The organism is Mycolicibacter virginiensis, assembly GCF_022374935.2.
In the GTDB taxonomy this organism is placed as follows: domain Bacteria; phylum Actinomycetota; class Actinomycetes; order Mycobacteriales; family Mycobacteriaceae; genus Mycobacterium; species Mycobacterium virginiense.
The window spans coordinates 1,502,443-1,524,427 of record NZ_CP092430.2; the positions used below are offsets into that span (position 1 = coordinate 1,502,443).

At 68.4% G+C, this 21,985-nt stretch carries 24 protein-coding genes and 1 tRNA gene; 15 read left to right on the top strand and 10 right to left on the bottom strand.

What is annotated here, in order from left to right:
* Nucleotides 1–4: 4 nt before the first annotated feature.
* The 4 genes from MJO54_RS07400 to MJO54_RS07420 form a co-directional block, all read right to left on the bottom strand.
* A complete protein-coding gene (locus MJO54_RS07400; RefSeq protein ID WP_275564493.1) occupies nucleotides 5–2,701 on the bottom strand; it encodes a hypothetical protein in 2,697 nt (898 codons plus the stop codon).
* A gap of 242 nt (nucleotides 2,702–2,943) precedes the next feature.
* Nucleotides 2,944–4,401 (bottom strand): neutral zinc metallopeptidase, encoded by a 1,458-nt coding sequence (locus MJO54_RS07410; protein ID WP_046286185.1) that lies wholly within the window; start codon nucleotides 4,399–4,401, stop codon nucleotides 2,944–2,946.
* Nucleotides 4,402–4,421: 20 nt separating this feature from the next.
* On the bottom strand, nucleotides 4,422–6,404 hold the full coding sequence (locus MJO54_RS07415) for an ATP-dependent DNA helicase (RefSeq protein ID WP_046286187.1): 1,983 nt from the start codon (nucleotides 6,402–6,404) through the stop codon (nucleotides 4,422–4,424).
* Nucleotides 6,405–6,448: 44 nt separating this feature from the next.
* Nucleotides 6,449–6,823 carry a nuclear transport factor 2 family protein gene (locus MJO54_RS07420; protein ID WP_046286184.1) on the bottom strand — a complete coding sequence of 125 codons (375 nt, stop codon included), beginning with the start codon at nucleotides 6,821–6,823 and terminating at the stop codon, nucleotides 6,449–6,451.
* A 72-nt stretch (nucleotides 6,824–6,895) separates the two neighbouring features.
* On the opposite strand from MJO54_RS07420, the gene MJO54_RS07425 reads away from it, so the two are divergent.
* On the top strand, nucleotides 6,896–7,162 hold the full coding sequence (locus tag MJO54_RS07425; RefSeq protein WP_046286183.1) for a YdeI/OmpD-associated family protein: 267 nt from the start codon (nucleotides 6,896–6,898) through the stop codon (nucleotides 7,160–7,162).
* Nucleotides 7,163–7,170: 8 nt separating this feature from the next.
* Here the strand turns inward: MJO54_RS07425 and MJO54_RS07430 are convergent, their stop codons facing one another.
* Entirely contained in the window at nucleotides 7,171–8,481 is a 1,311-nt protein-coding gene (locus MJO54_RS07430; RefSeq protein ID WP_082108401.1) for a nicotinate phosphoribosyltransferase, read from the bottom strand.
* A 55-nt stretch (nucleotides 8,482–8,536) separates the two neighbouring features.
* Here MJO54_RS07430 and clpS point away from each other — a divergent pair, with 55 nt between their 5' ends.
* From clpS to MJO54_RS07460, 6 genes are all read left to right on the top strand, one after another.
* Nucleotides 8,537–8,851: an ATP-dependent Clp protease adapter ClpS gene (gene clpS / locus MJO54_RS07435; RefSeq protein ID WP_046286182.1), complete on the top strand. Its 315-nt coding sequence runs from the start codon at nucleotides 8,537–8,539 to the stop codon at nucleotides 8,849–8,851.
* A gap of 29 nt (nucleotides 8,852–8,880) precedes the next feature.
* Nucleotides 8,881–9,468 carry an oxidative stress transcriptional regulator AosR gene (gene aosR / locus MJO54_RS07440; RefSeq protein WP_046286181.1) on the top strand — a complete coding sequence of 196 codons (588 nt, stop codon included), beginning with the start codon at nucleotides 8,881–8,883 and terminating at the stop codon, nucleotides 9,466–9,468.
* 5 nt (nucleotides 9,469–9,473) lie between these two features.
* The gene (locus MJO54_RS07445) at nucleotides 9,474–10,544 is read left to right on the top strand and encodes a P1 family peptidase (protein WP_046286180.1); all 1,071 of its coding nucleotides are present in this window, start codon (nucleotides 9,474–9,476) and stop codon (nucleotides 10,542–10,544) included.
* Nucleotide 10,545: 1 nt separating this feature from the next.
* Nucleotides 10,546–11,205 (top strand): rhomboid family intramembrane serine protease, encoded by a 660-nt coding sequence (locus MJO54_RS07450; protein WP_046286179.1) that lies wholly within the window; start codon nucleotides 10,546–10,548, stop codon nucleotides 11,203–11,205.
* Nucleotides 11,202–12,008, top strand: a complete 807-nt coding sequence (gene murI / locus MJO54_RS07455) for a glutamate racemase (protein ID WP_046286178.1) — start codon at nucleotides 11,202–11,204, stop codon at nucleotides 12,006–12,008. Before MJO54_RS07450 ends, murI begins: the two co-directional genes overlap by 4 nt.
* Before the next feature lie 80 nt (nucleotides 12,009–12,088).
* The gene (locus tag MJO54_RS07460) at nucleotides 12,089–12,865 is read left to right on the top strand and encodes a cyclic nucleotide-degrading phosphodiesterase (protein WP_046286177.1); all 777 of its coding nucleotides are present in this window, start codon (nucleotides 12,089–12,091) and stop codon (nucleotides 12,863–12,865) included.
* Between the two features lie 15 nt (nucleotides 12,866–12,880).
* Here MJO54_RS07460 and MJO54_RS07465 read toward each other — a convergent pair whose 3' ends face one another.
* Complete coding sequence (locus MJO54_RS07465; RefSeq protein ID WP_046286176.1) at nucleotides 12,881–13,480, bottom strand: TetR/AcrR family transcriptional regulator; 600 nt, start codon at nucleotides 13,478–13,480, stop codon at nucleotides 12,881–12,883.
* A gap of 90 nt (nucleotides 13,481–13,570) precedes the next feature.
* Between MJO54_RS07465 and MJO54_RS07470 the strand changes: the two genes are divergently transcribed.
* The 5 genes from MJO54_RS07470 (at nucleotide 13,571) to MJO54_RS07490 (ending at nucleotide 17,342) form a co-directional block, all read left to right on the top strand.
* Entirely contained in the window at nucleotides 13,571–14,128 is a 558-nt protein-coding gene (locus MJO54_RS07470; protein ID WP_046286175.1) for a methyltransferase family protein, read from the top strand.
* Complete coding sequence (locus MJO54_RS07475) at nucleotides 14,128–14,517, top strand: nitroreductase family deazaflavin-dependent oxidoreductase (protein WP_046286174.1); 390 nt, start codon at nucleotides 14,128–14,130, stop codon at nucleotides 14,515–14,517. The genes MJO54_RS07470 and MJO54_RS07475 overlap by 1 nt, the downstream gene beginning before the upstream one ends.
* Nucleotides 14,518–14,863: 346 nt before the next feature.
* Nucleotides 14,864–15,931 (top strand): IS110 family RNA-guided transposase, encoded by a 1,068-nt coding sequence (locus MJO54_RS07480; protein ID WP_207543225.1) that lies wholly within the window; start codon nucleotides 14,864–14,866, stop codon nucleotides 15,929–15,931.
* Nucleotides 15,932–15,945: 14 nt separating this feature from the next.
* Entirely contained in the window at nucleotides 15,946–16,725 is a 780-nt protein-coding gene (gene rph / locus MJO54_RS07485; RefSeq protein ID WP_024443478.1) for a ribonuclease PH, read from the top strand.
* Nucleotides 16,722–17,342 (top strand): non-canonical purine NTP pyrophosphatase, encoded by a 621-nt coding sequence (locus MJO54_RS07490; protein ID WP_174549731.1) that lies wholly within the window; start codon nucleotides 16,722–16,724, stop codon nucleotides 17,340–17,342. Before rph ends, MJO54_RS07490 begins: the two co-directional genes overlap by 4 nt.
* 13 nt (nucleotides 17,343–17,355) lie before the next feature.
* Here the strand turns inward: MJO54_RS07490 and MJO54_RS07495 are convergent, their stop codons facing one another.
* Genes MJO54_RS07495 through MJO54_RS07505 form a run of 3 tightly spaced genes read right to left on the bottom strand, consistent with a single transcriptional unit; the run spans nucleotide 17,356 to nucleotide 18,426 of the window.
* Nucleotides 17,356–17,697: a DUF3817 domain-containing protein gene (locus MJO54_RS07495; protein ID WP_046286053.1), complete on the bottom strand. Its 342-nt coding sequence runs from the start codon at nucleotides 17,695–17,697 to the stop codon at nucleotides 17,356–17,358.
* Nucleotides 17,694–18,065, bottom strand: coding sequence for a hypothetical protein (locus MJO54_RS07500; protein ID WP_064890254.1), 372 nt, complete (start codon nucleotides 18,063–18,065; stop codon nucleotides 17,694–17,696). Before MJO54_RS07500 ends, MJO54_RS07495 begins: the two co-directional genes overlap by 4 nt.
* Before the next feature lie 34 nt (nucleotides 18,066–18,099).
* Nucleotides 18,100–18,426, bottom strand: a complete 327-nt coding sequence (locus MJO54_RS07505; protein WP_239652161.1) for an LAGLIDADG family homing endonuclease — start codon at nucleotides 18,424–18,426, stop codon at nucleotides 18,100–18,102.
* 496 nt (nucleotides 18,427–18,922) lie between these two features.
* Between MJO54_RS07505 and MJO54_RS07510 the strand changes: the two genes are divergently transcribed.
* Both MJO54_RS07510 and MJO54_RS07515 read left to right on the top strand, forming a co-directional pair.
* Nucleotides 18,923–19,006, top strand: a tRNA-Leu gene (locus tag MJO54_RS07510).
* Nucleotides 19,007–19,091: 85 nt separating this feature from the next.
* The gene (locus MJO54_RS07515; RefSeq protein WP_046286051.1) at nucleotides 19,092–19,466 is read left to right on the top strand and encodes a DUF732 domain-containing protein; all 375 of its coding nucleotides are present in this window, start codon (nucleotides 19,092–19,094) and stop codon (nucleotides 19,464–19,466) included.
* Between the two features lie 5 nt (nucleotides 19,467–19,471).
* Here MJO54_RS07515 and MJO54_RS07520 read toward each other — a convergent pair whose 3' ends face one another.
* The gene (locus tag MJO54_RS07520) at nucleotides 19,472–20,728 is read right to left on the bottom strand and encodes an MFS transporter (protein ID WP_046286050.1); all 1,257 of its coding nucleotides are present in this window, start codon (nucleotides 20,726–20,728) and stop codon (nucleotides 19,472–19,474) included.
* Between the two features lie 130 nt (nucleotides 20,729–20,858).
* Between MJO54_RS07520 and MJO54_RS07525 the strand changes: the two genes are divergently transcribed.
* Nucleotides 20,859–21,581, top strand: coding sequence for a DUF1906 domain-containing protein (locus MJO54_RS07525; RefSeq protein WP_105294798.1), 723 nt, complete (start codon nucleotides 20,859–20,861; stop codon nucleotides 21,579–21,581).
* Nucleotides 21,582–21,985: the final 404 nt, after the last annotated feature.

Genomic DNA, 21,985 nt, shown 5'->3' on the forward strand with positions numbered 1-21,985 from the left:
GGGCTCACGGGCGGTTCTGGCCGGCGGTTCCAGGGGTGCCGGGAGTCCCATCTGCGCCGCCGTTGCCGCCCGCGCCACCGTTGCCGCCGGTGTACTGCTCAGCGGTGCCGTTCCCACCGTTGCCGCCAGTACCGCCGGCGCCGTTGCCGTTCGGGCCCACGGTTCCGCCGTTGCCGCCCTGCCCGCCGTCGCCGCCGTAGCCCCAATTGATGCCGTGGCCGCCATTGCCGCCGGTTCCGCCGGCGGTGCCGTTGCCGCCGTTGCCGCCATTGCCTCCGTCGCCGCCACCGCCGTTGTTGACATCGGCGGTGGCATCGCCGTTGCCGCCGTTGCCTCCGCGACCGCCGTCGCCGCCCGCTCCGGTGCCACCGTTTCCGCCGTTTCCGCCGTTTCCGCCATAGACGTGACCGCCATCGCCGCCATTGCCCCCGGCGCCGCCGTCGGCGCCGGCATAGCCGCCGGCCCCGCCCCGGCCGCCGCTGGTGGCGGTGGTGCCCCAACCGCCCTGGCCGCCGTTGCCACCATCGCCGCCGTTGCCGGCGGTGCTGCCGGGGGCGCCTGCTCCGCCGCCGCCTCCGCCGCCGTAGTAGCCGGTGCCATCGGCATACTCGTGGAAGATGCTGCCGCCGGCACCCCCCGTGCCGCCCTTACCGCCGGTGAAGCCGTCAACCGATCCGCCGTTGCCGCCGTTGCCGCCGGCGCCCCCAACGCCATTGGCCGGCTGCTGGGCGCCGCCGGCACCGCCGTAGCCGCCCCACCCGGCATCCCCGTGGGCTCCGGCGTTGCCGCCCTTGCCGCCGTCACCGCCGGCGCCACTCATGCTGTCGCCGCCGTTGCCCCCGTTGCCGGCGTGGCCGCCCACTCCAGCACTGCCACCGTCACCACCGTGGCCGGCGTGCAGGCCGCCCAGGAGGCTGGCGCCACCCTCGCCGCCGTTGCCGGCAGTGCCGGAGTCACCGGCACTGCCACCGTTGCCGGCGTTGCCGCCGTCGCCGCCACGGCCGTCCGGAATGCCCGGGGCGCCGGCCCCGGCAGCAAGCCCGCGGCCGCCGTCGCCGCCGTTTCCGGCGTTGCCGGCGCCGTCCGCATTGCCCCCGTTGCCACCGGCCCCACCGCTGCCACCGTTGCCGACGCTGCCGACCGGGACGCTGACGCCGTCGGTGTTCCCGTGGTAGTCGCCGCCCAGGAAGCCGAAGCCGCCGCTGCCTCCATCTCCGGCGTTGCCACCATCGCCGGCGTTGCCGCCGCTTCCGCCGTTGCCGCCGTTTCCGGCATCCCCACCGTTATGGCCCGCGCCGCCTTCGCCGCCCCAGCCACCAGTGCCGCCGGTGCCGCCCCAGCCGCCGGCACCGGCGTTGCCGCCGCTTCCGCCGTTGCCGCCGTCACCGCCGGCGCCGGCAACGCCGAACCGGATCGGATCAGACGGGCTGGCCCAGCCGAACGAGGTGCCTCCGCCTTGGCCGCCGTCGCCGGCATTGCCACCCGATCCGGCGTGGCCACCCGCACCGGTGTCGCCGCCCTTGCCGCCGTTGCCCCCGTCGCCGGCATTGCCGCCCGCACCGGCGTTGCCGACCGCTCCGCCGGTTCCGAAGAGCCCGCTCGCGCCGGAAAGCCCACCGCGCGCGCCCCAACCCCCGTATCCGCCGGCCCCGCCCTGTCCGCCGTTCCCGGCGACACTGGGACCGAAGCCACCCGCACCGCCGTTACCCCCGTTGCCGCCATCGCCGCCGCTGCCGCCGGCCCCGCCGTTACCCCCGTTGCCGAAGAAGAGTCCGCCGGCGCCGCCGTTGCCGCCGACGCCGCCGAATCCACCGGACTGACCGTCGTGGCCCGCTTCGCCGGCCTGGGCCGCGGGCCCCGCGCCACCATCGCCGCCGTTGGCCCCGCTGCCCCCGTTTCCGCCGTTGCCACCATTGCCGCCGTTGCTGAACCAGAGCCCACCCGCGCCGCCCACACCACCGGCGCCGCCCCACCCCGCTGCCGTGGCATCGCCGCCGTTCCCGCCGTTTCCGCCGTTGCCCCAGAAGATTCCGCCGGCCCCGCCGGCTCCACCGGCGCCGCCATCGCCCCCGTCGATTCCGTCCGTGCCGTCGCCGCCGTTGCCCCCGTTGCCGAACAGGAACGCGGCATTGCCCGCTTGTCCCGCTGTTCCGTTGATCGGAGCCAGGTATTCGACCGCGCTGATCTCCGCTGACGGACCGGGGCCTCCGCCGGCATTTCCGCCGTTGCCGATCAGCCAGCCGGCATTGCCGCCGTTGCCGCCGTAGTAGCCGTCGCCGCCGTCGCCGAACAGCCAGCCGCCGTCGCCGCCGTCGGGGTGCTCAGCGGTTCCGGCGGCGCCGTCACCGATGAGGAACTGGCCGGACCAGGTGTTGACCCAGTCGGCGACCTGTGTGCCCTCGGGGCTGTTGATCCAGTTGTCGATCGCGCCGTGGATCGGGGTGTAGAAGTACTGCTCGAACCATCCACCACTGTCGAGGGCGTTGGCGAGTGCTGCCTCGGGTCCGGTGCTGATGGCCCAGGACGTGGGGTCGGCCCAGGCGATCGAATCCAGCCAGGCGCCCAGGTCCCCCCAGTTCTGCGTCGGGTCGACGACGGTCGTGGATGGGTCCAGCGAGCCGAACAGGTCAAACAACCAGTCGAAGTCCGCTCCCGCCTGGGGCGCGGTCAGCATCGGGCCGAGCCCGGCTGCGGCGAACACTCCAGCGACGGTGCGAGTCCGATGTCGGCGATGTTGCGAGCGCTTGCTGTCGGCCCTTCGGCTTCGACGTGTCGTCATCGCGCACCTCCGCCCAGGGCCGCAGGTGATTCTGAGGCGTGCCTGGTGTGAGGGTGATTTTATCCACCAAGCGGGCTGGCAGTAAACAGTCAGAAAGCAACTATTACGAAGCAGCCTTCTTTTTGCTCCGCGGCCCCCTAGCAAACCTCAGGCGGTGGCAATCCTCACGGGAAGCGGGCCAGGCAGCGATCGAAGTCGCCGAGCACCCCGGTGCGGTAGGCGTCGATGCGCGAGAAGCCGGCCGGCACCGATTCGCCGTTGATGTCGCCGGCGGCCAGACCGTTGGTCAGCAGCCCGGCGACCGCCTCGTCCAGATCACCCGCGGTCAGTGCGATCCTGCCGCCGTTGGAGGTGGTGACGCCCTGAGACAGCCGGGTGGTGGCCACCCCGGTCAGGCATGCGGTGCGCAGCGCGGCCGCGGCGTTGTCGAGCACCAGGCCGCCGTGTTCGATCTGCACGCGCTGCAGGTACCGCGAGATCAGCGCCGAATAGGCGGTGTTGTCACCGGACAGCGTCGCCAACTTCTGGTCCTTGCTGGGGGTGCCCATGGTCTGCAGGGCCGGCAGGTCCACCGCGATGGTGTTGGTCGCCGGGCAATAGGAGGCCGGCGGGCTGGGGCGAGCGTCCGAGCACGACGAAGCGGTCGCGGCGTCGAAGGTGAGTTTCGGTGGCTGGGCGGGCGTGAACGCGATGTTCATCGCGTCGATGACCAACCGCACCGACTCCTCGCTGACCGGCACCTCGCCGGTCTCGTTCTGTTGCAGCTGAACCGGCAGTTCGCCGCGCCGCTGCTCGATCTCCTTGGCGTCGATGGCATTACACGAGCCGGCGCCGTCGGTGAACCCGAACTGGAATGCCGAGATCCGCTCGAAGGCCGAACCGTGTTCGTTGCCGCCGATCGACTCGTCGGGACCGAGCAACGGATCACGCAGCGCCAGCATCGCGGCCAACACGCCGTTGAGCCCGTCGCCGGTGCTCAGTGTGAAGCGCGGGGAATCCCCTTGGGCCACCCAGCGCAGGTAGACACCCGCCAGGCAGTCGGCTTGCTGCTCGGCCACCAGTGTCGGGGTCTGGCGCCGCTTGGTGATGCCGGCGGTGCGGGCAATCGCGTGGCCGTACTCGTGGGCGAGCACCATGGTGATGGCCATGTCGCCATAGGCGCTGCGCAAGGCGGGCAGCAGCAGCCGACGATCCCAGCCGATGGTGTTGTCCAGATAGCAGTAGGCCGCGTTGACCAGCAGGAAAGTCCTGCTGTCACAGAACTTTCCGCGCAGTTGCGCCGGATCCCAGGACAGCAGTGACTTCGCCGGCTTGAACTCGCCGTCGAAGGTGTTGGGATAGGTCGTGGTCCAGAACGCCTCGAGGTCGCTGACCGACTGAGCGGCGAGTTGGTCGATCCGCCCGCCGTCGGTGCCGTCGACCTCCCGGGTCGGTGGCGGGGCGTCAGGGCGCAGCCCGGTGGGGCCGTCGACGGCCTGCAGACCGCCTACCCGGAACGGGTCGGCGAACACCGACACGGGTTGCCCGTCGAGCATGCGGGCACATCCGCTCAGCAATAACACCAGTGTGCAGGCGGTGACCAGAACCGCATTAACACGGTGCCGTCGGCGGGCAGGGCGCATGGGGTACCACGATAGTGGGCTCAGGCGCCGCGCAGCCGCTTCAGCGCCAGCTGCACCTTCGCTGTGTCGGTGGTGCCCCAGAACGGCGGTAGCGAGGCCCGCAGGTATCCGGCGTAACGGGCGGTGGCCATCCGGGAGTCGAGCACCGCCACCACGCCCCGGTCGTCGTTTCCGCGCAGCAGCCTGCCGGCGCCTTGGGCCAGCAGCAGGGCGGCGTGGTTGGCGGCCACTGCCATGAAGCCGTTGCCGCCGCGCGCGGTGATGGCGCGCTGCCGGGCGGTCAGCAGCGGATCATCGGGTCGCGGGAACGGGATGCGGTCGATGAGCACCAGCGACAGCGACGGTCCCGGGACGTCGACGCCCTGCCACAGCGACAGCGTGCCGAACAGCGAGGTCGCGGCGTCGTCGGCGAACTGCTCGACCAGCGCGCCGGTGGTGTCGTCGCCCTGGCACAGCACCGGTGTGTCGAGGCGCTCGCGCATCGCGTCGGCCGCGGCTCGTGCCGCTCGCATCGACGAGAACAAGCCCAGGGTTCGACCGCCGGCCGCGGTGATCAGTGCGGTGATCTCGTCGAGTTGTTCGGCCGTGCCGGTGCCTTCGCGCCCGGGTGGCGGCAGGTGCGCCGCGATGTAGAGGATGCCCGACTTGGCGTGCGCAAAAGGTGAGCCGACGTCAAGGCCACGCCAGCGCGCGGCCTGGGGATCTTCGCCGCGCCGCAGACCCCAGTCGCCGGCCATGGCGTCGAAGGACCCGCCGACCGTCAGCGTTGCCGAGGTCAGCACCGTGGTCGCACGGGCGAACAGCCGCTCGCGCAGCAGGCCGGCGACCGACAGTGGTGCCACCCGCAGCACGGCCCGCACCGAGCCCCGATTGTCTTCGTGGCTGAGCCAGACCACGTCGTAGCGGTCGGGGATGGCCGGCTCGAACGAGGTCAGGATCCGGGACGCGGTGTCGGCGATCTCGGTCAGCGCGGCGACCGACTCCTTGCGCGCGGCAGCGGCTTTGGGATCGGCGGGTGTGGTGTCGATGGCTGCGCGGGCCGCCCCGGCGGCATCACGCAGGGCGGCCAGATAGGTGGCCAGCTCCTCGTCGAGGTGATCCATCCGGCCGGGGGTGCCGTCGTGGATCGCCGAGCCGAACGTCAGCGATGCGGCATCGAGGCGCTGGACCAGCTCGGGGGAGACCAGCCGGCCAACACGGCGCACCGCGACGCTGAGCATGGTCGCGCTCAGCTCGGCGGTGGCCACTGAGGTCACCCGGTCGGCGAGTTCGTGCGCCTCGTCGATCACCAGCAGGCGATGCTCGGGCAACACGGTGGTGTCGGAGATGGCGTCGATGGCCAACAGGGCATGGTTGGTGACGACGACGTCGGCCTCGGAAGCGACGGCTCGGGCCCGCTCGGCGAAGCAGTCGGTGCCGTATTGGCAGCGCACGGCGCCCACACATTCCCGCGCTGAGACGCTGACTTGAGACCAGGACCGTTCCGGTACACCGGGTTTGAGGTCGTCGCGATCACCGGTGTCGGTGTCTTCAGCCCACGCGGTCAGCCGCTGTACGTCGCGGCCCAAGGCGCTTGCCGCGAACGGATCGAACAGCTCGGCCTGCGGCTCGTCGTCGGATTCCTCGGCTATTCCGGTGTGGATCTTGTTCAGGCACAGGTAATTCCGCCGACCCTTGAGCAGTGCGAAAGTGGGTCGCCGGGGGAGCACTTTTTCCAGGGCGCCGGCCAGGCGCGGCAGGTCACGGTCGACGAGTTGGCGCTGCAACGCGATGGTCGCGGTCGACACCACGACGGGGTTCTCGTCGGTCAACGCCCGCGCGATCGCCGGAACCAGGTAGGCCAGCGACTTGCCGGTACCGGTGCCGGCCTGGACCGCCAGGTGCTCGCCGGTGTCGAAGCAGCGCGCTACCGCCTCGGCCATACGGACCTGACCCTCGCGTTCACTGCCGCCCAGTGCGGCTACCGCGGCGGCGAGCAGCTCGGATACGGACGGGTCAGCCATGGTGTGCACACGGTAGCCCGCTTTGGGATCTACATGCTCATCCGTCAGGTCGTGGCGGCCGAGCGGGCCACCAGATAGGTTCCGTGTCCCTCGATGACCAAGCCGTCACCGCCGAATCGCAGGACCTCATTGACGAGCCCGCCGTTCTGGTTGCGGTAGTTGATCACGATGGTGTCGATGCCCCGGTAAACGTCTTCGACCACGAAATGCAGATCCGGCATGCGCTGCAGCGCGCCGGACCAGTAGTGGCGCAGCGCGGCCTTGCCGCGGATCACGCCTGCGGTCTCGGGATACAGCTGGGCGGCCACCGGGGAGGTGAACACCACGTCGTCGTGGAAGTGCGCCAGCACCGCGTCCACGTCGTGGTTATTCCACGCCTGCACCCAGTGCTGGCTGAACGCGGTCGCGTCGATATCCATGCTTTCGCACGGTAGCGACACCGGCGTCCGCGCCCCACCCATTTTCCCGCCGGCGGCCGCTACCCTGAGGCGATGAGCAGCCAGCGATTGCCAGGCGGCGCAGTGCACGAACTACCGGATGACCTGCGGGACGGACTGTTGGTCAGCCCCACGGCACTTGAGGCGTGGCTGGACATTACGCCCTTGGCGCGCAACGAGTTCATCTGCTGGGTCGAAGACGCCAAGCAGCAGGCGACCCGCGAGCGACGGATCCGCCGCACGCGCGAGGAGCTCGAAGAAGGCATGCGCCGCCCGTGCTGTTGGCCCGGGTGCAAGCACCGGGAACGCAACGGCAAATAGGACCGCGCTCAGGCGCCGCCGGGGACCAGCCGCGTGGGGATCGCCGGCTCGCCGTGCGCGAGTTTCAGCCCCTCCCACGGCAGGCTGTGCAGCCCGGCCACCACGCGCTCGCGCGCCGCGGCCAGCGCCGTCGCCCCGGTCTCGGTCACCACGTCACCGCCGCGTACCAACGGAACCGTCAATGTCCGGGCACGCGCGTCCACCGCCGGCGGGCGACCGGCCGGGTAGATGACCTCCTCGACGGCGATGCCGCTTTCGCGGGCGACCCGCAGCGCCTGTTTGAGTCCGCCCTGCGACTCTTTGCCGGTGCTGCGCTTGTGCACCGGCTTGCCGTCCACCTCGACCAGTTTGTAGACGAACCCGGCCGCGGGCACTCCTGAGCCGGTCACCAACGCGGTGCCGACGCCATAGCTGTCCACCGGCGCGGCCCGCAGCGCCGCGATGCCGTACTCGTCGAGGTCGCCGGAGACCACGATCTTGGTGCCGGTGGCACCCAGCCGGTCCAGCTGGTCGCGGACCTGATGAGCCAACACTGCCAGCTCACCGGAGTCGATGCGCACCGCGCCGAGCCCCGGCCCGGCCGCCGCGACGGCATTGGCCACCCCGGTGGTGACGTCATAGGTGTCCACCAACAGCGTGGTGTCGACGCCCTGTGCGGCGACCTGGGCGCGGAACGCCGCCAGCTCGCCGTCGGGCCCGGTGTGCAACAGGGTGAAGGCATGCGCGCTGGTGCCCAGCACCGGCACTCCGAAACGGCGGTGCGCCTCCAGATTGGAGGTTCCGGCGAAACCCGCCAGGTAGGCGGCCCGGGCCGCAGCCACGGCGGCCTGCTCGTGCGTGCGGCGTGAGCCCATCTCGATCAGGGGCCGTCCGCCGGCGGCGTTGACCATGCGGGCGGCCGCCGAGGCGATCGCGGTGTCGTGATTGAAGATCGACAGCAGCAGCGTCTCGAGCACGACACACTCGGCGAAGCTGCCCTGCACGCTGAGCACCGGCGACCCGGCGAAACACAGCTCGCCTTCGGGGTAGCCGTCGATGTCGCCGCGGAAGCGGAAATCCGCCAGGAAATTGACGGTCTGGCGATCCAGGAACCCCGAGAGCAGACTCAGCGCGGCGTCGTCGAAGGTGAACTCGGCCAGGGCCTGAAGAAACCGGCCGGTGCCGGCGACCACCCCATAACGGCGCGCCTCGGGGAGGCGGCGGGTGAACATCTCAAAGCCGGCCCGTCGAGCCGCCGTGCCGTCGCGCAGCGCCGCGGCGAGCATGGTCAGCTCGTACTTGTCGGTGAGCAGTCCGCCGCACCGGGCCGAGTGGGTCACCCGCCAACCGTATCGACTGGACTGCACCCCACCTCGGCTCGGTATCCTGACCGGTATGGCCACGTCAGCACCGACGTCCGCCCCGGTGAAACCGCAGGGCACCGGACAGCGGCACGCCGACCCGGTCGAGGACACGGCTTCCCCCTGGGTGACCATCGTCTGGGACGACCCGGTCAACCTGATGACCTATGTGACCTACATCTTTCAGAAGCTGTTCGGCTACAGCGAGCAGCACGCGACCAAGCTGATGCTGCAGGTGCACCACGAGGGCAAGGCCGTGGTGTCGGCGGGAAGCCGTGAGTCGATGGAGGTCGACGTGTCCAAGCTGCATGCCGCCGGTTTGTGGGCGACCATGCAGCAGGACCGCTAAGACTCAACCGAAGGGAACCGGACTTCACCGTGCAGAAATGGAAGCGGGTCGAGACCGACGACGGACCCCGCTTCCGGTCTGCGCTGGCCCTTCACGAGGCGGCGCTGCTCCGGAATCTGGTCGGCTCGATCGTCGGGATGCTCGACGCACGGGAGTCCGCTTCTCCGCCAGACGAACTTGAACAGATCACCGGGATACGAACCGGCAACACCCGAACGCCCGAAGACGCCACGACACGCCGGCTGCTGCCGGATTTCTATCGCCCGGAAGGTGATGAGGACGGCTCCGCGGTCGACGCAGACGGCCTGAACGCGGCGCTGCGCAGTCTGCACGAACCCGGGATCATCGACGCCAAACGTGGCGCGGCGCAACAAATGCTGGCCACCGTCCCCGAACAGGGCGGCCGTTTCGAGTTGACCGAGGAGCAGGCCAACGCCTGGATCGCCGCGGTCAACGACATCCGCCTCGCGCTGGGCGCCGTGCTCAAGATCGGCCCCGAGGGCCCCGATCAGTTGGCGGCGGGTGATCCAATGGCTGGGCAGCTCAACGTGTATCAGTGGCTCACCGTGCTGCAGGAGTTCCTGGTGGTCGCGCTGATGGGAAGGCCCAGACGATGACAGGCATGGGTTCGATCACCGATGTCGCCGGCATCCGGGTGGGCCACCACCAGCGGATCGATCCGGACGCGACACTTGGGTCCGGCTGGGCCACCGGCGTCACCGTCGTGCTGGCGCCACCCGGGACGGTCGGTGCGGTCGACGGCCGCGGTGGAGCACCGGGCACCCGCGAGACCGACCTGCTGGATCCGGCCAACAGTGTGCGCTGGGTGGACGCGGTGGTGCTTTCCGGTGGCAGCGCGTACGGACTGGCGACCGCCGACGGCGTAATGACCTGGTTGGAGGAGCAGGGCCGCGGTGTGGCACTGGACGGCGGTGTGGTGCCGATCGTGCCGGCCGCGGTGATCTTCGACCTGCCGGTGGGCGGCTGGGATCGCCGCCCCACCGCGGAATTCGGCTACGCCGCCGCGGCCACGGCCGCCGGACCCGACGGCCAACAACCGGCTTCGGGCAGCGTCGGCGCCGGCGCCGGGGCCCGCGCCGGGGTCTTCAAGGGTGGCGTGGGCACCGCGTCGATGACGCTGGATCTCGGGGACGACGTGGTCACCGTGGGTGCGATCGTGGTGGTGAACCCCACCGGCGAACTCATCGACCCCACCACCGGGTTGCCCTGGTCGACCCTGCTCATCGAAGAATTCGGGCTGACGGCACCGCCGTCGGAACAGTTGGCGATCCTCGCCGGCCTGGAACCCAAATCCGTGTCGCTCAACACCACCATCGCCGTGGTGGCCACTGATGCCGCGCTGAGCCCGGCCGGCTGCCGCCGGGTGGCGATCGCCGCGCAGGACGGGCTGGCCCGCACCATCCGGCCCTCGCACACGCCGGTGGACGGCGACACGGTGTTCGCGTTGTCGACCGGGACCGTCGAGGTTCCGCCGCTGCCGGGAACTCCGGCCGCGATGTCCCCGGAGACGGGCCTGATCGCCGAGGTCGGTGCCGCCGCGGCGGACTGCCTGGCCCGGGCGGTGCTGTCGGGGTTGTTGTGTGCTGATCCGGTGGCCGGAATCCCGACCTACCGAGGCACCGTGCCGGGCGCATTCGCCGACCGACCCGGTGACCTTTCGGGAAGGCCGTGAGGTGGGCGTGACTCCCCGTGGGGGAACCGCACCTACACCGCGGCCCGAGGAGAAGTCCCTCTGGCGTACCGGCGGGGCCACCATCATCGCGTTCGTCGGACTGCTTTACCTGATCGAAGCCGTGGATCAGGTCGGCGGCCACCAACTGGACCGCAACGGCATTCGGCCGTTGGAGACCGACGGCCTGTGGGGGGTGCTGTTCGCCCCGCTGCTGCACGCGAACTGGGCGCATCTGCTGGCCAACACGGGCCCGGCGCTGGTGCTGGGCTTTTTGTTGACGTTGACCGGGCTGTCCCGGTTTGTGCTGGCCACCGCGATCGTGTGGATCGTCGGGGGACTGGGGACGTGGTTGATCGGCAACGTCGGGTCGTCGTGCGGGCCGACGGACCACATCGGTGCCTCCGGCCTGATCTTCGGTTGGCTGGCCTTTTTGGTGGTGTTCGGGTGGTTCACCCGCCGGATCTGGCAGATCCTGGTCGGGGTCGTGGTGCTGTTCCTCTACGGCGGAATTCTGTGGGGAGCGGTGCCGGTGTTGAACGTGTGCGGTGGGGTGTCTTGGCAGGGCCACCTGTGCGGGGCGCTGGCCGGGGTGTTGGCCGCCTATTGGCTGGCGGCTCCCGAACGTAAGACCCGGAAACTTCGTCGGGGGGCGGCTGCGTGAGCCCGATCGGAATCTTCGACTCCGGTGTCGGCGGGCTGACCGTGGCCCGGTCGATCATCGACCAGTTGCCTGACGAGGACATCATCTACGTCGGCGACACCGGCAACGGCCCCTACGGCCCCCTGACCATCCCCGAGGTTCGTGCGCATGCCCTGGCCATCGGCGACGACCTGGTGGCGCGCGGTATCAAGGCGTTGGTGATCGCCTGCAACACCGCGTCGGCGGCGTGCCTGCGCGACGCGCGGGAACGCTACGACGTGCCGGTTGTGGAGGTGATCCTGCCGGCGGTGCGCCGGGCGGTAGCAACCACCCGCAACGGCCGCATCGGGGTGATCGGGACGCAGGCGACCATCGCCAGTCACGCCTACCAGGATGCGTTCGCTGCGGCCCGTGACACCGAGATCACCGCGGTGGCGTGCCCACGCTTCGTCGACTTCGTCGAGCGCGGTATCACCAGTGGCCGACAGGTGTTGGGACTGGCCGAGGGTTATCTGGAACCGCTGCAACGCGCCGGAGTCGACACCCTGGTGTTGGGCTGCACGCATTACCCGCTGTTGTCGGGATTGATCCAGCTCGCGATGGGTGAGCAGGTGACGCTGGTGTCCAGCGCCGAAGAGACCGCCAAGGAACTGCTGCGGGTGCTCACCGAGCGTGACTTGCTACGCCCGCATGAGGCCGCCCCGGCAACGCGGGTCTTCGAGGCCACCGGGGATCCAGAGGCGTTTGCTGACCTGGCTACCCGATTTCTCGGACCGGCCATCACCGGTGTCGGAGCCGTCCACCGCCACGCTCCATTGCACTAGCCGGTGATTTCGATGACGAATAGTGAGCAAAGCGCCGGTGTCTTCGTCATGCTCGCGGCGAACATGGCACAGTAGGGAACGTGCGACTGACCGTGCTGGGCTGCTCCGGCAGTGTGGTGGGTCCGGACTCGCCGGCATCGGGATACCTGTTGCAGGCGCCGGACTCGCCGCCTCTGGTAATCGACTTCGGAGGTGGGGTCCTCGGAGCCCTGCAACGCCATGTCGACCCGGGGTCGGTGCATGTGCTGTTGTCGCACTTGCATGCCGACCACTGCCTGGATCTGCCGGGACTGTTTGTCTGGCGGCGCTATCACCCGTCAGTGGCGATCAAGCCGTTCGACAAGGGCCTGCTCTATGGGCCCAGTGATACCTGGTCGCGGATGGGCGCGGCGTCGTCGCCCTACGGCGGCGAGATCGACGACATCACCGACATCTTCGACGTCCGCGCCTGGGTAGACGGTGAGCCGGTCACCTTCGGAGAACTCAGTGTGCAGCCCGGACTGGTGTCGCATCCGACCGAGTCGTACGGGATGCGGATCACCGACCCGTCCGGCGCGACACTGGTCTACAGCGCCGACACCGGCTTCTGCGATGCGGTGATCGAGTTGGCGCGCGGCGCCGACGTGTTCTTGTGCGAGGCGTCGTGGACCCACGAGGCCAACCGCCCACCCAACCTGCACCTGTCGGGAACCGAGGCCGGGCGCATCGCCGCGGCCGCGGGCGTCGGACAACTGCTGCTGACCCACATCCCGCCCTGGACCTCGCGTGAGGACGTGATCGGGGAGGCCAAGGCGGAGTTCGACGGTCCGGTGCACGCCGTGGTGTGCGACGAGTCGTTCGACATCAAGCGGTCCTGACGCTGGCCGGATCAGTCAGTCTGGCTCCTCGCAGAGGTAGCGCTGGACGGTCGGTCCTATCCAGGTCACCAAATCCTCTACTCCGGCCGAGGCCAGCGGTTCGATCTTGAGCTGGTAGCGCGCGAATGCCAGGCCCACCATGTGCGCCGCGACGAATTCGACACGTAGCACCGCATCTTTCACTCCGAACGCGGCCGCTACGCGGTGTGCGACGGGTCCGGCCAGTGTGTCGTGGAGCAGCCTGCGTGCCAACGGTTGGACGGCCGCAGAACGCCATACCGTCAGCAGCGGATCGAAAAGCGTGCCCTCGTCGGACCGTTGGAAGAAATGCCGCACCAGTCGCGTACCGATATCGTCGGTGCTCTCCTCGAGCAGTCCGGCCAATTGGTGCAGCGGATGCTCCGGAACATCGAGAACCGAAGCGCTGAACAGGCCTTCCTTGTTGCCGAAGAAGTAGTAGACCATCGCGACATCCACCCCGGCGTCGGCAGCGATACGTCGCACAGTGGCCCGCTCGTAGCCATGGCGCGTGAAGTGGTCGCGCGCGGATTCAATGATGCGCTGCTTGTTCTGCTGGCCGCTGCGCCAGCGACCGGCGCGCCCAGGCTCCGTCACGACAGGCAGCTTACTTCAACGCCTGTTGACCTATCAGCGCGCAGCGGTCTACGGTCAATCTTGAACGCGTGTTGAAGAAAGGAGTTGGAAATGTCGAAGCGACCACTGTGGGCGAATCATCTGATCTCGGTATTGATCGCGCCCGCCACCATGACGCTGTTCATCCCCGCGGCGATCCTTGCGTTCACCGGGGCTGCGTTACCGGACCCCGCCACCGCGACTGGCCTGCTGCGGATCCTCGGCGGCGTCGCACTCATCGGTATCGGGTTGTGGTTTCTGATCTGGACGGTGTGGCTGTTCGACCGTGTCGGCGAGGGCGCGCTGGCGGTGGGGACGCCGGTCAACCTGGTGGTGCGCGGTCCCTACCGGCATGTTCGTAACCCGATGATGACGGCGGTGTTCTGCCTTCAACTCGGTGCCGCAGCGCTCGCGGCGTCGCCGTGGCTGCTCGGCTGGTTTGCGGTCTTCTGCGCCGCCGTCCTCATCGCGATACCCCTCGTCGAAGAACCCCATCTGGTCAAGCGATTCGGCGCCGAGTACCAGGCGTACCGCCGCCACGTCCCCCGGTGGATTCCGCGCGTGAGCGCGTGGGTGCCGGACCGGCAACATGGGATCGCGTCATCTGGGGTAGTGAAGGGAGTGAAGTGATGACCTTCCCGAAAGCGCTTGCCCGATGGAACCGGGTCGGGCTGAACCGGGTTACCCGCCACATAGCTCCCTGGGCGCCAGGGTTCGGTGTGATAACGCACCGTGGCCGCCGTTCTGGGCGTATGTATGAGACCCCGGTCAACGTTTTTCCGACGGCTACCGGAGTCCGGGTGGCCCTGACGTACGGCGCCGATGCCGACTGGGTTAAGAATGTTGTCACGGCGGGCGGTTGCCGGTTGCGCACCAGACGCCGGGACCTGACGCTGACCGATCCACGGCTCGTGCACGATCCAGCTCGTACGAGTGTCAGGCGTTTCGAAGCCCGGATCTTGCGCGCCTTCGACGTCGCCGACTTTCTCGACCTGACGACGCAAGCCGCGTCCGCCTGAGGCGGGCGACCGTCCCCCGCAAGCGGGAGGTGCCCCCAGCGCCCGGCTCCGCCGCTCTTGCGATCCCCGCTGTGCTTTTAGGCGGTGACCCGCTGCGCCCGGCTCCGCCGCTCTTGCGATCCCCGCTAGGGTTATCCTCAGTGTCAGGGTGAGGTGCCGCGTTGCGGTAGTTGGATCCTGATCATCTGGTGTCTGGCTCGTAGGGTGCCTGCCGCCTTTGGGTTGGCGTGCACGCGTTTTGTCGGCACCGGGTGTGAAGGACCGGCCGGCGTGACTTGATAGGAGCGTGGCATCGCCCCCGACTGAGGTTTGTCCGCCGACCGGCCCAACCGTCACCTCACAGTGAATGGAGGCAACCACCATGGTTGTTGTTGGAGTCGATGTACACAAGCGGACCCACACCTGCGTCGCGGTCGACGAAGTGGGACGCAAGGTGGGTGAGAAGGTGGTCACAGCCACCACCTCCGGCCATGCCGAGGCAGTGATGTGGACCCGGGAACGTTTCGGGGCTGAGGTGGTGTGGGCGATCGAGGACTGTCGGCATCTATCGGCGCGGCTGGAGCGCGACCTGCTGGGCTTTGACCAGAAAGTGGTGCGGGTGCCACCGAAATTGATGGCCCAAACTCGTGCCTCGGCACGTACTCGAGGCAAATCCGACCCGATTGACGCACTGGCGGTCGCCCGGGCATTTCTGCGCGAGCCGGATCTGCCGGTCGCCTCCCATGACGAAGTCTCGCGGGAGCTGAAGCTGCTGGTGGATCGCCGCGAAGTCCTTGTCGCGCAACGGACTGCAATGATCAACCGATTGGTGTGGCGGGTACACGAACTCGACCCCGAACGCGCACCTAAGGCTCGTTCGCTGAATCTGCCCAAGCACCGCACCATCCTCGGCTCTTGGCTGGCCACCATGGACGGCCTGGTCGCCGAGCTGGCCCGTGACGAGCTCACCGACATCACCCGGCTCACCGAGGCGATCAACGAGTTGGCCAAGCGGATCAGCGCACGCGTGCGTGCCGTCTGCCCGGCGTTGTTGGCGCTGCCGGGCTGCGGGGAGCTGACTGCGGCCAAGCTCGTCGGTGAAACCGCCGGGGTCGCCCGGTTCAAAAGTGAGGCAGCCTTCGCCCGCCACGCCGGAACCGCGCCCATCCCGGTGTGGTCGGGAAACACCGCCGGCCGCGTCCGCATGACCCGATCGGGCAACCGCCAACTCAACGCCGCCCTGCACCGCATCGCCATCACTCAAATCCGCCTCGACGGACTCGGGCAGGCCTACTATCGCAAACGCCTCGACGCCGGGGACTCCAACCGCGAAGCCCTGCGCTGCCTCAAACGCCGCCTGTGCCGCGTCGTCTTCGGGCGCCTCCACACCGACCACTACAACCGAACTCAGCCCTGCCAACAAGCAGCGGCTTGACATAGGAGAAACGCGTGTCCAAACGAGAAGACGGTCGCCTCGACGACGAGCTGCGCCCGGTCGTCATCACCCGCGGCTTTACCGCCAACCCGGCCGGATCGGTTCTGGTCGAATTCGGCAACACCCGGGTCATGTGCACGGCCAGCGTCACCGAAGGTGTACCGCGCTGGCGGAAGGGCTCCGGCCGCGGTTGGCTGACCGCCGAGTACGCCATGCTGCCTGCCGCCACCCACACCCGCTCCGACCGCGAATCGGTCAAGGGCCGCGTCGGCGGGCGCACCCAGGAGATCAGCCGGCTGGTGGGGCGCTCGCTGCGTGCCTGCATCGACCTGGCCGCGCTGGGGGAGAACACCATCGCGATCGACTGCGACGTACTGCAGGCCGACGGCGGCACCCGCACCGCGGCGATCACCGGCGCCTATGTGGCGCTCGCCGATGCGGTCACCTACCTGTCGGCCGCCGGCAAGTTGTCGGACCCCCGCCCGTTGTCGTGCGCGATCTCGGCCGTCAGCGTCGGCGTGGTCGACGGCCGGGTCCGCGTCGACCTCCCCTATGAGGAGGACTCGCGCGCCGAGGTCGACATGAACGTGGTCGCCACCGACACCGGAACACTGGTGGAGATCCAAGGCACCGGTGAGGGTGCGACGTTCCCGCGCTCGACCCTGGACAAGATGCTCGACGCGGCGCTGGCCGCCTGCGAGAAGTTGTTCGTGGTGCAGCGCGAAGCGCTGGCGTTGCCGTATCCGGGCGTGCTGCCGGAGGGGCCGGCGCCGAAGAAGGCGTTCGGCAGCTGACCGCGCCGGTGACGCAACTGTTGGTCGCCAGCCGCAACCGCAAGAAGCTGGCCGAACTGAGCCGGGTGTTGGAGCACGCCGGGGTCTCGGGCGTGCAACTGGTGTCGCTCGATGAGGTGCCGCCGTATCCCGAAGCGCCGGAAACCGCGGCGACGTTCGAGGGCAACGCCCTGGCCAAAGCGCGTGACGGCTACGCGGCCACCGGATTACCTTGTGTCGCAGACGATTCGGGCCTGACCGTCGCGGCGCTCAACGGCATGCCGGGGGTGCTCTCGGCGCGCTGGTCGGGCAGTCACGGTAATGACGCGGCCAACACCGCCCTGTTGCTGGCGCAGTTGAGCGACGTGCCCGACGAGCGGCGTGGCGCGGCGTTCGTCTCCGCGTGCGCGCTGGTATGGGGCACCGGTCCCGAGCGCGAGGTGGTGGTGCGCGGCGAGTGGGCCGGCAGCATCGCTCGAGAACCGCACGGCGACGGCGGATTCGGCTACGACCCTGTGTTTGTGCCGGCGGGCACCGACCGCACCGCCGCGCAGTTGAGCCCGGCCGAAAAGGACGCCGCGTCGCACCGCGGCCGGGCGCTGGAGTTGCTGCTGCCGGCGCTGCGCTCGCTGGCGTAGCGCCGCCGCGGGCTCAGAGGTTGAACTGGGCCTTGATGTTTCGGGACTGGAAGTGCTCGACGATGATGCCGAGCAGGGGAATGGTGCCCGACAGCAGCACCCCCACGGTCTTGCCGAGCGGCCAGCGGACCTTGATCGCCAGGTTGAAAGCGGCCAGCAAGTAGGCGAAGTACACCCAGCCGTGGACCACGGCGATCCAGGTCGGCGGGTTGTCCACCTTGACCACGTAGCGCATCACGATCTCGTAGCACAGGGCGATCAGCCAGATACCCGTTGCCCACGCCATCACCCGGTAGGGCAGCAGCGCGCTGCGGATCTTGTCGGCGGGAGCGGCCTGGGCGGGGGAGGAGGTCATGCGGTGTTCCTGTTCTGTCGGTCGTTCTCGGAGAGCTCGGCCAAATAGGCGTTGTACTCCCGCATCGCGGGGTCATCGGTGGGGGCAGCGGCTGCGGGCCGCTCCGGCAGCAGCCCAGCGGGTATCTCGGTCACCGTGTCTTCGGGGTGCAGCTCGGGCGGCTCTTCTTCGTAGCGGACGAACTTGCGGTAGGCGTACACGCAGAACCAGGCGAACAGCGGCCACTGCAGCGCGTAGCCGAGATTCTGGAACGTGCCGTTGACCTCTTGGAACCGGCTCCACTGCCACCAGCCCAGCAACAGGCACGCGCTGGCAGCGACGATCACCAGCACAACCAGTGCGGGTCTCCGACGCCGTGTAGTGGACACCCCATGACGGTACCGCGCGTCGGCGGGAATGCCGTCAGGACTTCGGGCCGACGAACTCGTCAAGCCGCGCGGTAGCAGCCTTCCGGTAGACGGCGATCTCATACCTGCTGTTCTGCGTCCATGGAATTCCGAGGCGATCCAGGGCAGCGCAGTACAGGCCGCGGATGTCATCGGACCGGTTGGAGAAGTGGTAGCGCACACTGCGCACGCCGCGGTCGTTGGCCACCACTCGGCAGCCGTCGCTGTCGATCAGGCCGCGGATGAATTCCTCGGTTGCCTGGTTGACCAGGGCTCGCTGCCATGGTTCCAGCCGGATCGGCCGGTGGTGCTTCTTGCCGGGACGTGCTGCGGGAAGAGACACGGCCAGTGCTTGGAATACAGGTAGACCTCGGCGCAATTGTCGGAACGCGAGTACGCTGCCGCACGCTGCCCTGATGTAACTGCGTCGATCGTCCTCTTGCACCGCTCGATGATGTCCGGGTACTTGGCATCGAGAGTGATTCTGAGACGCCATACTCGGCCGTACCGGGAGATGCAGCCGTCACCTAGGTAGAGGCCGAGCAGATAGCTGTAACCGTTCGGGGGCAGGCTGGCAAAGTCGTGGACGCAATGCGAGGAAGTGGAAGATTGGCGGCGCAAAACTTGCGGCCGGCATCTCCAGTCCCGAACGGTGCGTCGAGGAATAGAGGTCTGTCGTGCGATAGCACAGTCGTTGAGGCCCGCCGCGATAAGTCGCTGTACAGCGCCGAACTCCTCGGTGGGTCGCATGGTCCCGCCTTTCCGCCCGTTGTATCCCAACGTAGTTCGGAACACCGACAGATTTTTCGGTCGGCTGGCCCGGTAGGATTCGTACGTCCGCGGGCGTGATGGAATTGGCAGACATGATGGCTTTAGGTGCCATTGCTCGAAAGAGCGTGAGGGTTCGAGTCCCTCCGCCCGCACAATTTCGACCTGATTTCCCCGTGTCATCAGCGCACGTCGGTGCCAGAATGGACATCGAAGTCCCCACTGGATTGGTGCAGCATCATGAACCGACGGCTGGTCGCAACGGTGTTCAGTGCGGTGCTGGCGGGCGTCGCCCTGGCGTCCGCTCCCGCGGCGTCGGCCGACCCCAGCGACCAAGACCAGGTGTTCTTCGACGAACTGCAGCAACAGGGGCTGCACCCCGACTACGCCAAGCAGGTCTGCGGCAGTATCAAGTGTGAGCCGCTGCGCAGTCTGATGGTGCAGGAGGGCCACTCGGTCTGCGTGGCGCTGAGCGATTCGCCCCGGCTGGTGCCCGTCTCGGTCATCGCGAATCTGCAAGTGTCACCCGCCGAAGCGCACGCCATCATCAACGCGGCTCGGGATGCCTATTGCCCGCAGTTGCCGGATCCTTATCTACGTGTACCGGGGCGCTGATTAGTTCAACGCTCGGACACGGCCACGGGTATGGGCGTTTCCCCGAACGTCTCGGAGTCTCGGGCCTTGCGTGCGTAGATCACCACGCCGACAGCGGCCACCGCCCAAACGACGTACTGCAACGTCCACGCCAGCCGGAACGCCGCGAATGAATAGCCGCCAGCCATGGCGATAACCATCCCCATCGCCTGCATGATGAGCAGGGTGGCGATGAAGCCGCCGGTGTTGACCATGCCTTGCGCGGTGCCCAACGCGGCTGGCGGGTTGTAGGTGCGGGCGAAGTCGAAGGCCAGCATCGATACCGGCTGACCCGCCGAGATCACCAGGATCAGCACCACCAGCAACCAATGCGGCGCGGGGTGCGGCATCGCCAACAGCACCGTCCAGGTCACCGCGATCAGCGCCATCATGGTCAGCGCCACACGCGACCGGTGCCCCGGCCAGCGCCCCGAGATCGTTCCGACCAGGAGCCCCACCACGATGAAGGGCAGCACCGACAGCGTCAGCGCCGCACCCGCCACACCGCGCGAAAGACCCTGCGCGGTGGTCAGATAGGGCACCCCCCACATCAGTGCGAACACGCCGGGGGAGAAAGCGTTGCCCATGTGGGTGAAAAAGCCCGCCTTGGTCCCCGGCCGCGACCACACCGTTTTGATCTCACCGAACGCGTCGCCAAAGCTCCGCGCGTGCACGGCAGCCGGCGCCCCCGGCGGGGCGTCGCGGGTCACCGCGAGTGTCAGCATGCCGGCGAACAGACCGAGCCCCGCGGCCGAGAGGTAGGCGGCCGTCCAGCCGCCGTGCAGCAGGATTGCCAGGAACGGCACCGCCGAGAGGAACTGACCGAACTGGCCGCAGATGCCGGTCAGCTGGGTGAGCAGCGGAACACGCTTGGGCGCAAACCAATTGGGCAGCAGTCGGATGACCGAGATGAAGATGAACGAGTCGCCCAGGCCGATGACGCCGTACGCGCCGACCGCGGTGGCAAGCGAATGGGTCAGCGACAGCGTCAATTGGGCAGCGGAGAGAACAAGGACGCCGGTAGCGATCATCACTCGGGGCCCGAAGCGGTCCAGCAGCACTCCGGCCGGAATCTGCATGGCGGCGTAGACGATCAACTGCACGATCACGAACGACGACAGCGTGCTCGGACCGGCGTGGAAGCGATCGGCGGCGTCGAGGCCCGAGACTCCGAAGGTGGTTCGGTCCAGCACGGCCACCAAATAGGACAGCAGGCCGGTGCCCCACACGATCCAGGGACGCAATTCGGGCCTACCTTGTCTGTCTATTGGTCTGTCTATTGCAGGACACGGGCTATGGTCGCACACGATTTCGGCGTGGTTTTCGCCGGTGACCGGCCAAAACCGCGCCGAAGTCTGTCCTAGTCTGTGTCGCGTGATGATTTCACGGCGCGACGTGTTCAAACTCGCCGCGGCGGTCCCTGCGGCGGCCGGCTTCGGTGCCGGCGTTTCGGCGCTGCTCGCCGCCGCCGCCGAGGCGGCGCCGCTGGGCATTCTGCTGGACTATTCGGCCGGGGTCTTGTCGGCCGACGCGATCAAGGCGTCCGGCGCTGCCGGTGCTATCCGCTATGTGTCGGACCGTCGGCCCGGCGCTGACTGGATGCTCGGCAAGCCGATACAGCTGGCCGAGGCGCGTGACCTGCAGGAGAACGGACTCACGGTCGTCTCCTGCTACCAGTTCGGAAAGCAGGCGACCGCGGACTGGCTGGGCGGCCAGGACGCCGGTGTGGACCACGCCAAGCGTGGCGCACAGTTGCACACGGCGGCCGGCGGCCCGGACAGTGCGCCGATCTACGCCTCCATCGACGACAACCCGTCCTTTGAGCAGTACAAAGAGCAGGTCGCTCCTTACCTGCGGGGCTGGCAGTCCGTGGTCGGGCCGGAGCGCACCGGCGTCTACGCCAACTCCAAGACCATTGAGTGGGCCCTGCAAGACGGTCTGGGCTCCTGCTTCTGGCAACACAACTTCGGTTCACCCGGCGGTGTCGCCCATCCGGCGGCCAACTTGCATCAGGTGGAGATCGACAGGCGCACGGTCGGCGGCGTTGGTGTGGACATTAACGAGATCCTGGTGCCCCAGTTCGGTCAGTGGGTCTGACCAAGCCCCGGGCCGCCGCCCGTCCAGCAAACTAGCTCCGGGTCGGGCTGCGCAGGGCTGGGATCGCCGGGCTCGTTCGAGCTCGCAGCCTCCGGCGCCGCCAAAGCCAGTTGGCCCGCCTGATTCATACATAACGATTAGATAACAATGCAGCCTTGATCTGCGTCGTTATGGCTACTCGACCGTAACCCCACGCATGCAGGACGTTTGTCCTGGATCGTTCCAGCCGTCGTCGAGCCCCGTGATATCCGGGGCTGGGTTACCCGAGCGTAGAACTCACCAGTAACCAATTTGCTGCCGAAACGGCACAGGTTCTTATGACACTCTTACGGCTGTAGCGCGGCCGCGAACACGCGAGAACCCGCAGATGGGCCGGTCATTCCGGCAGCCGTCGATGAAGACGC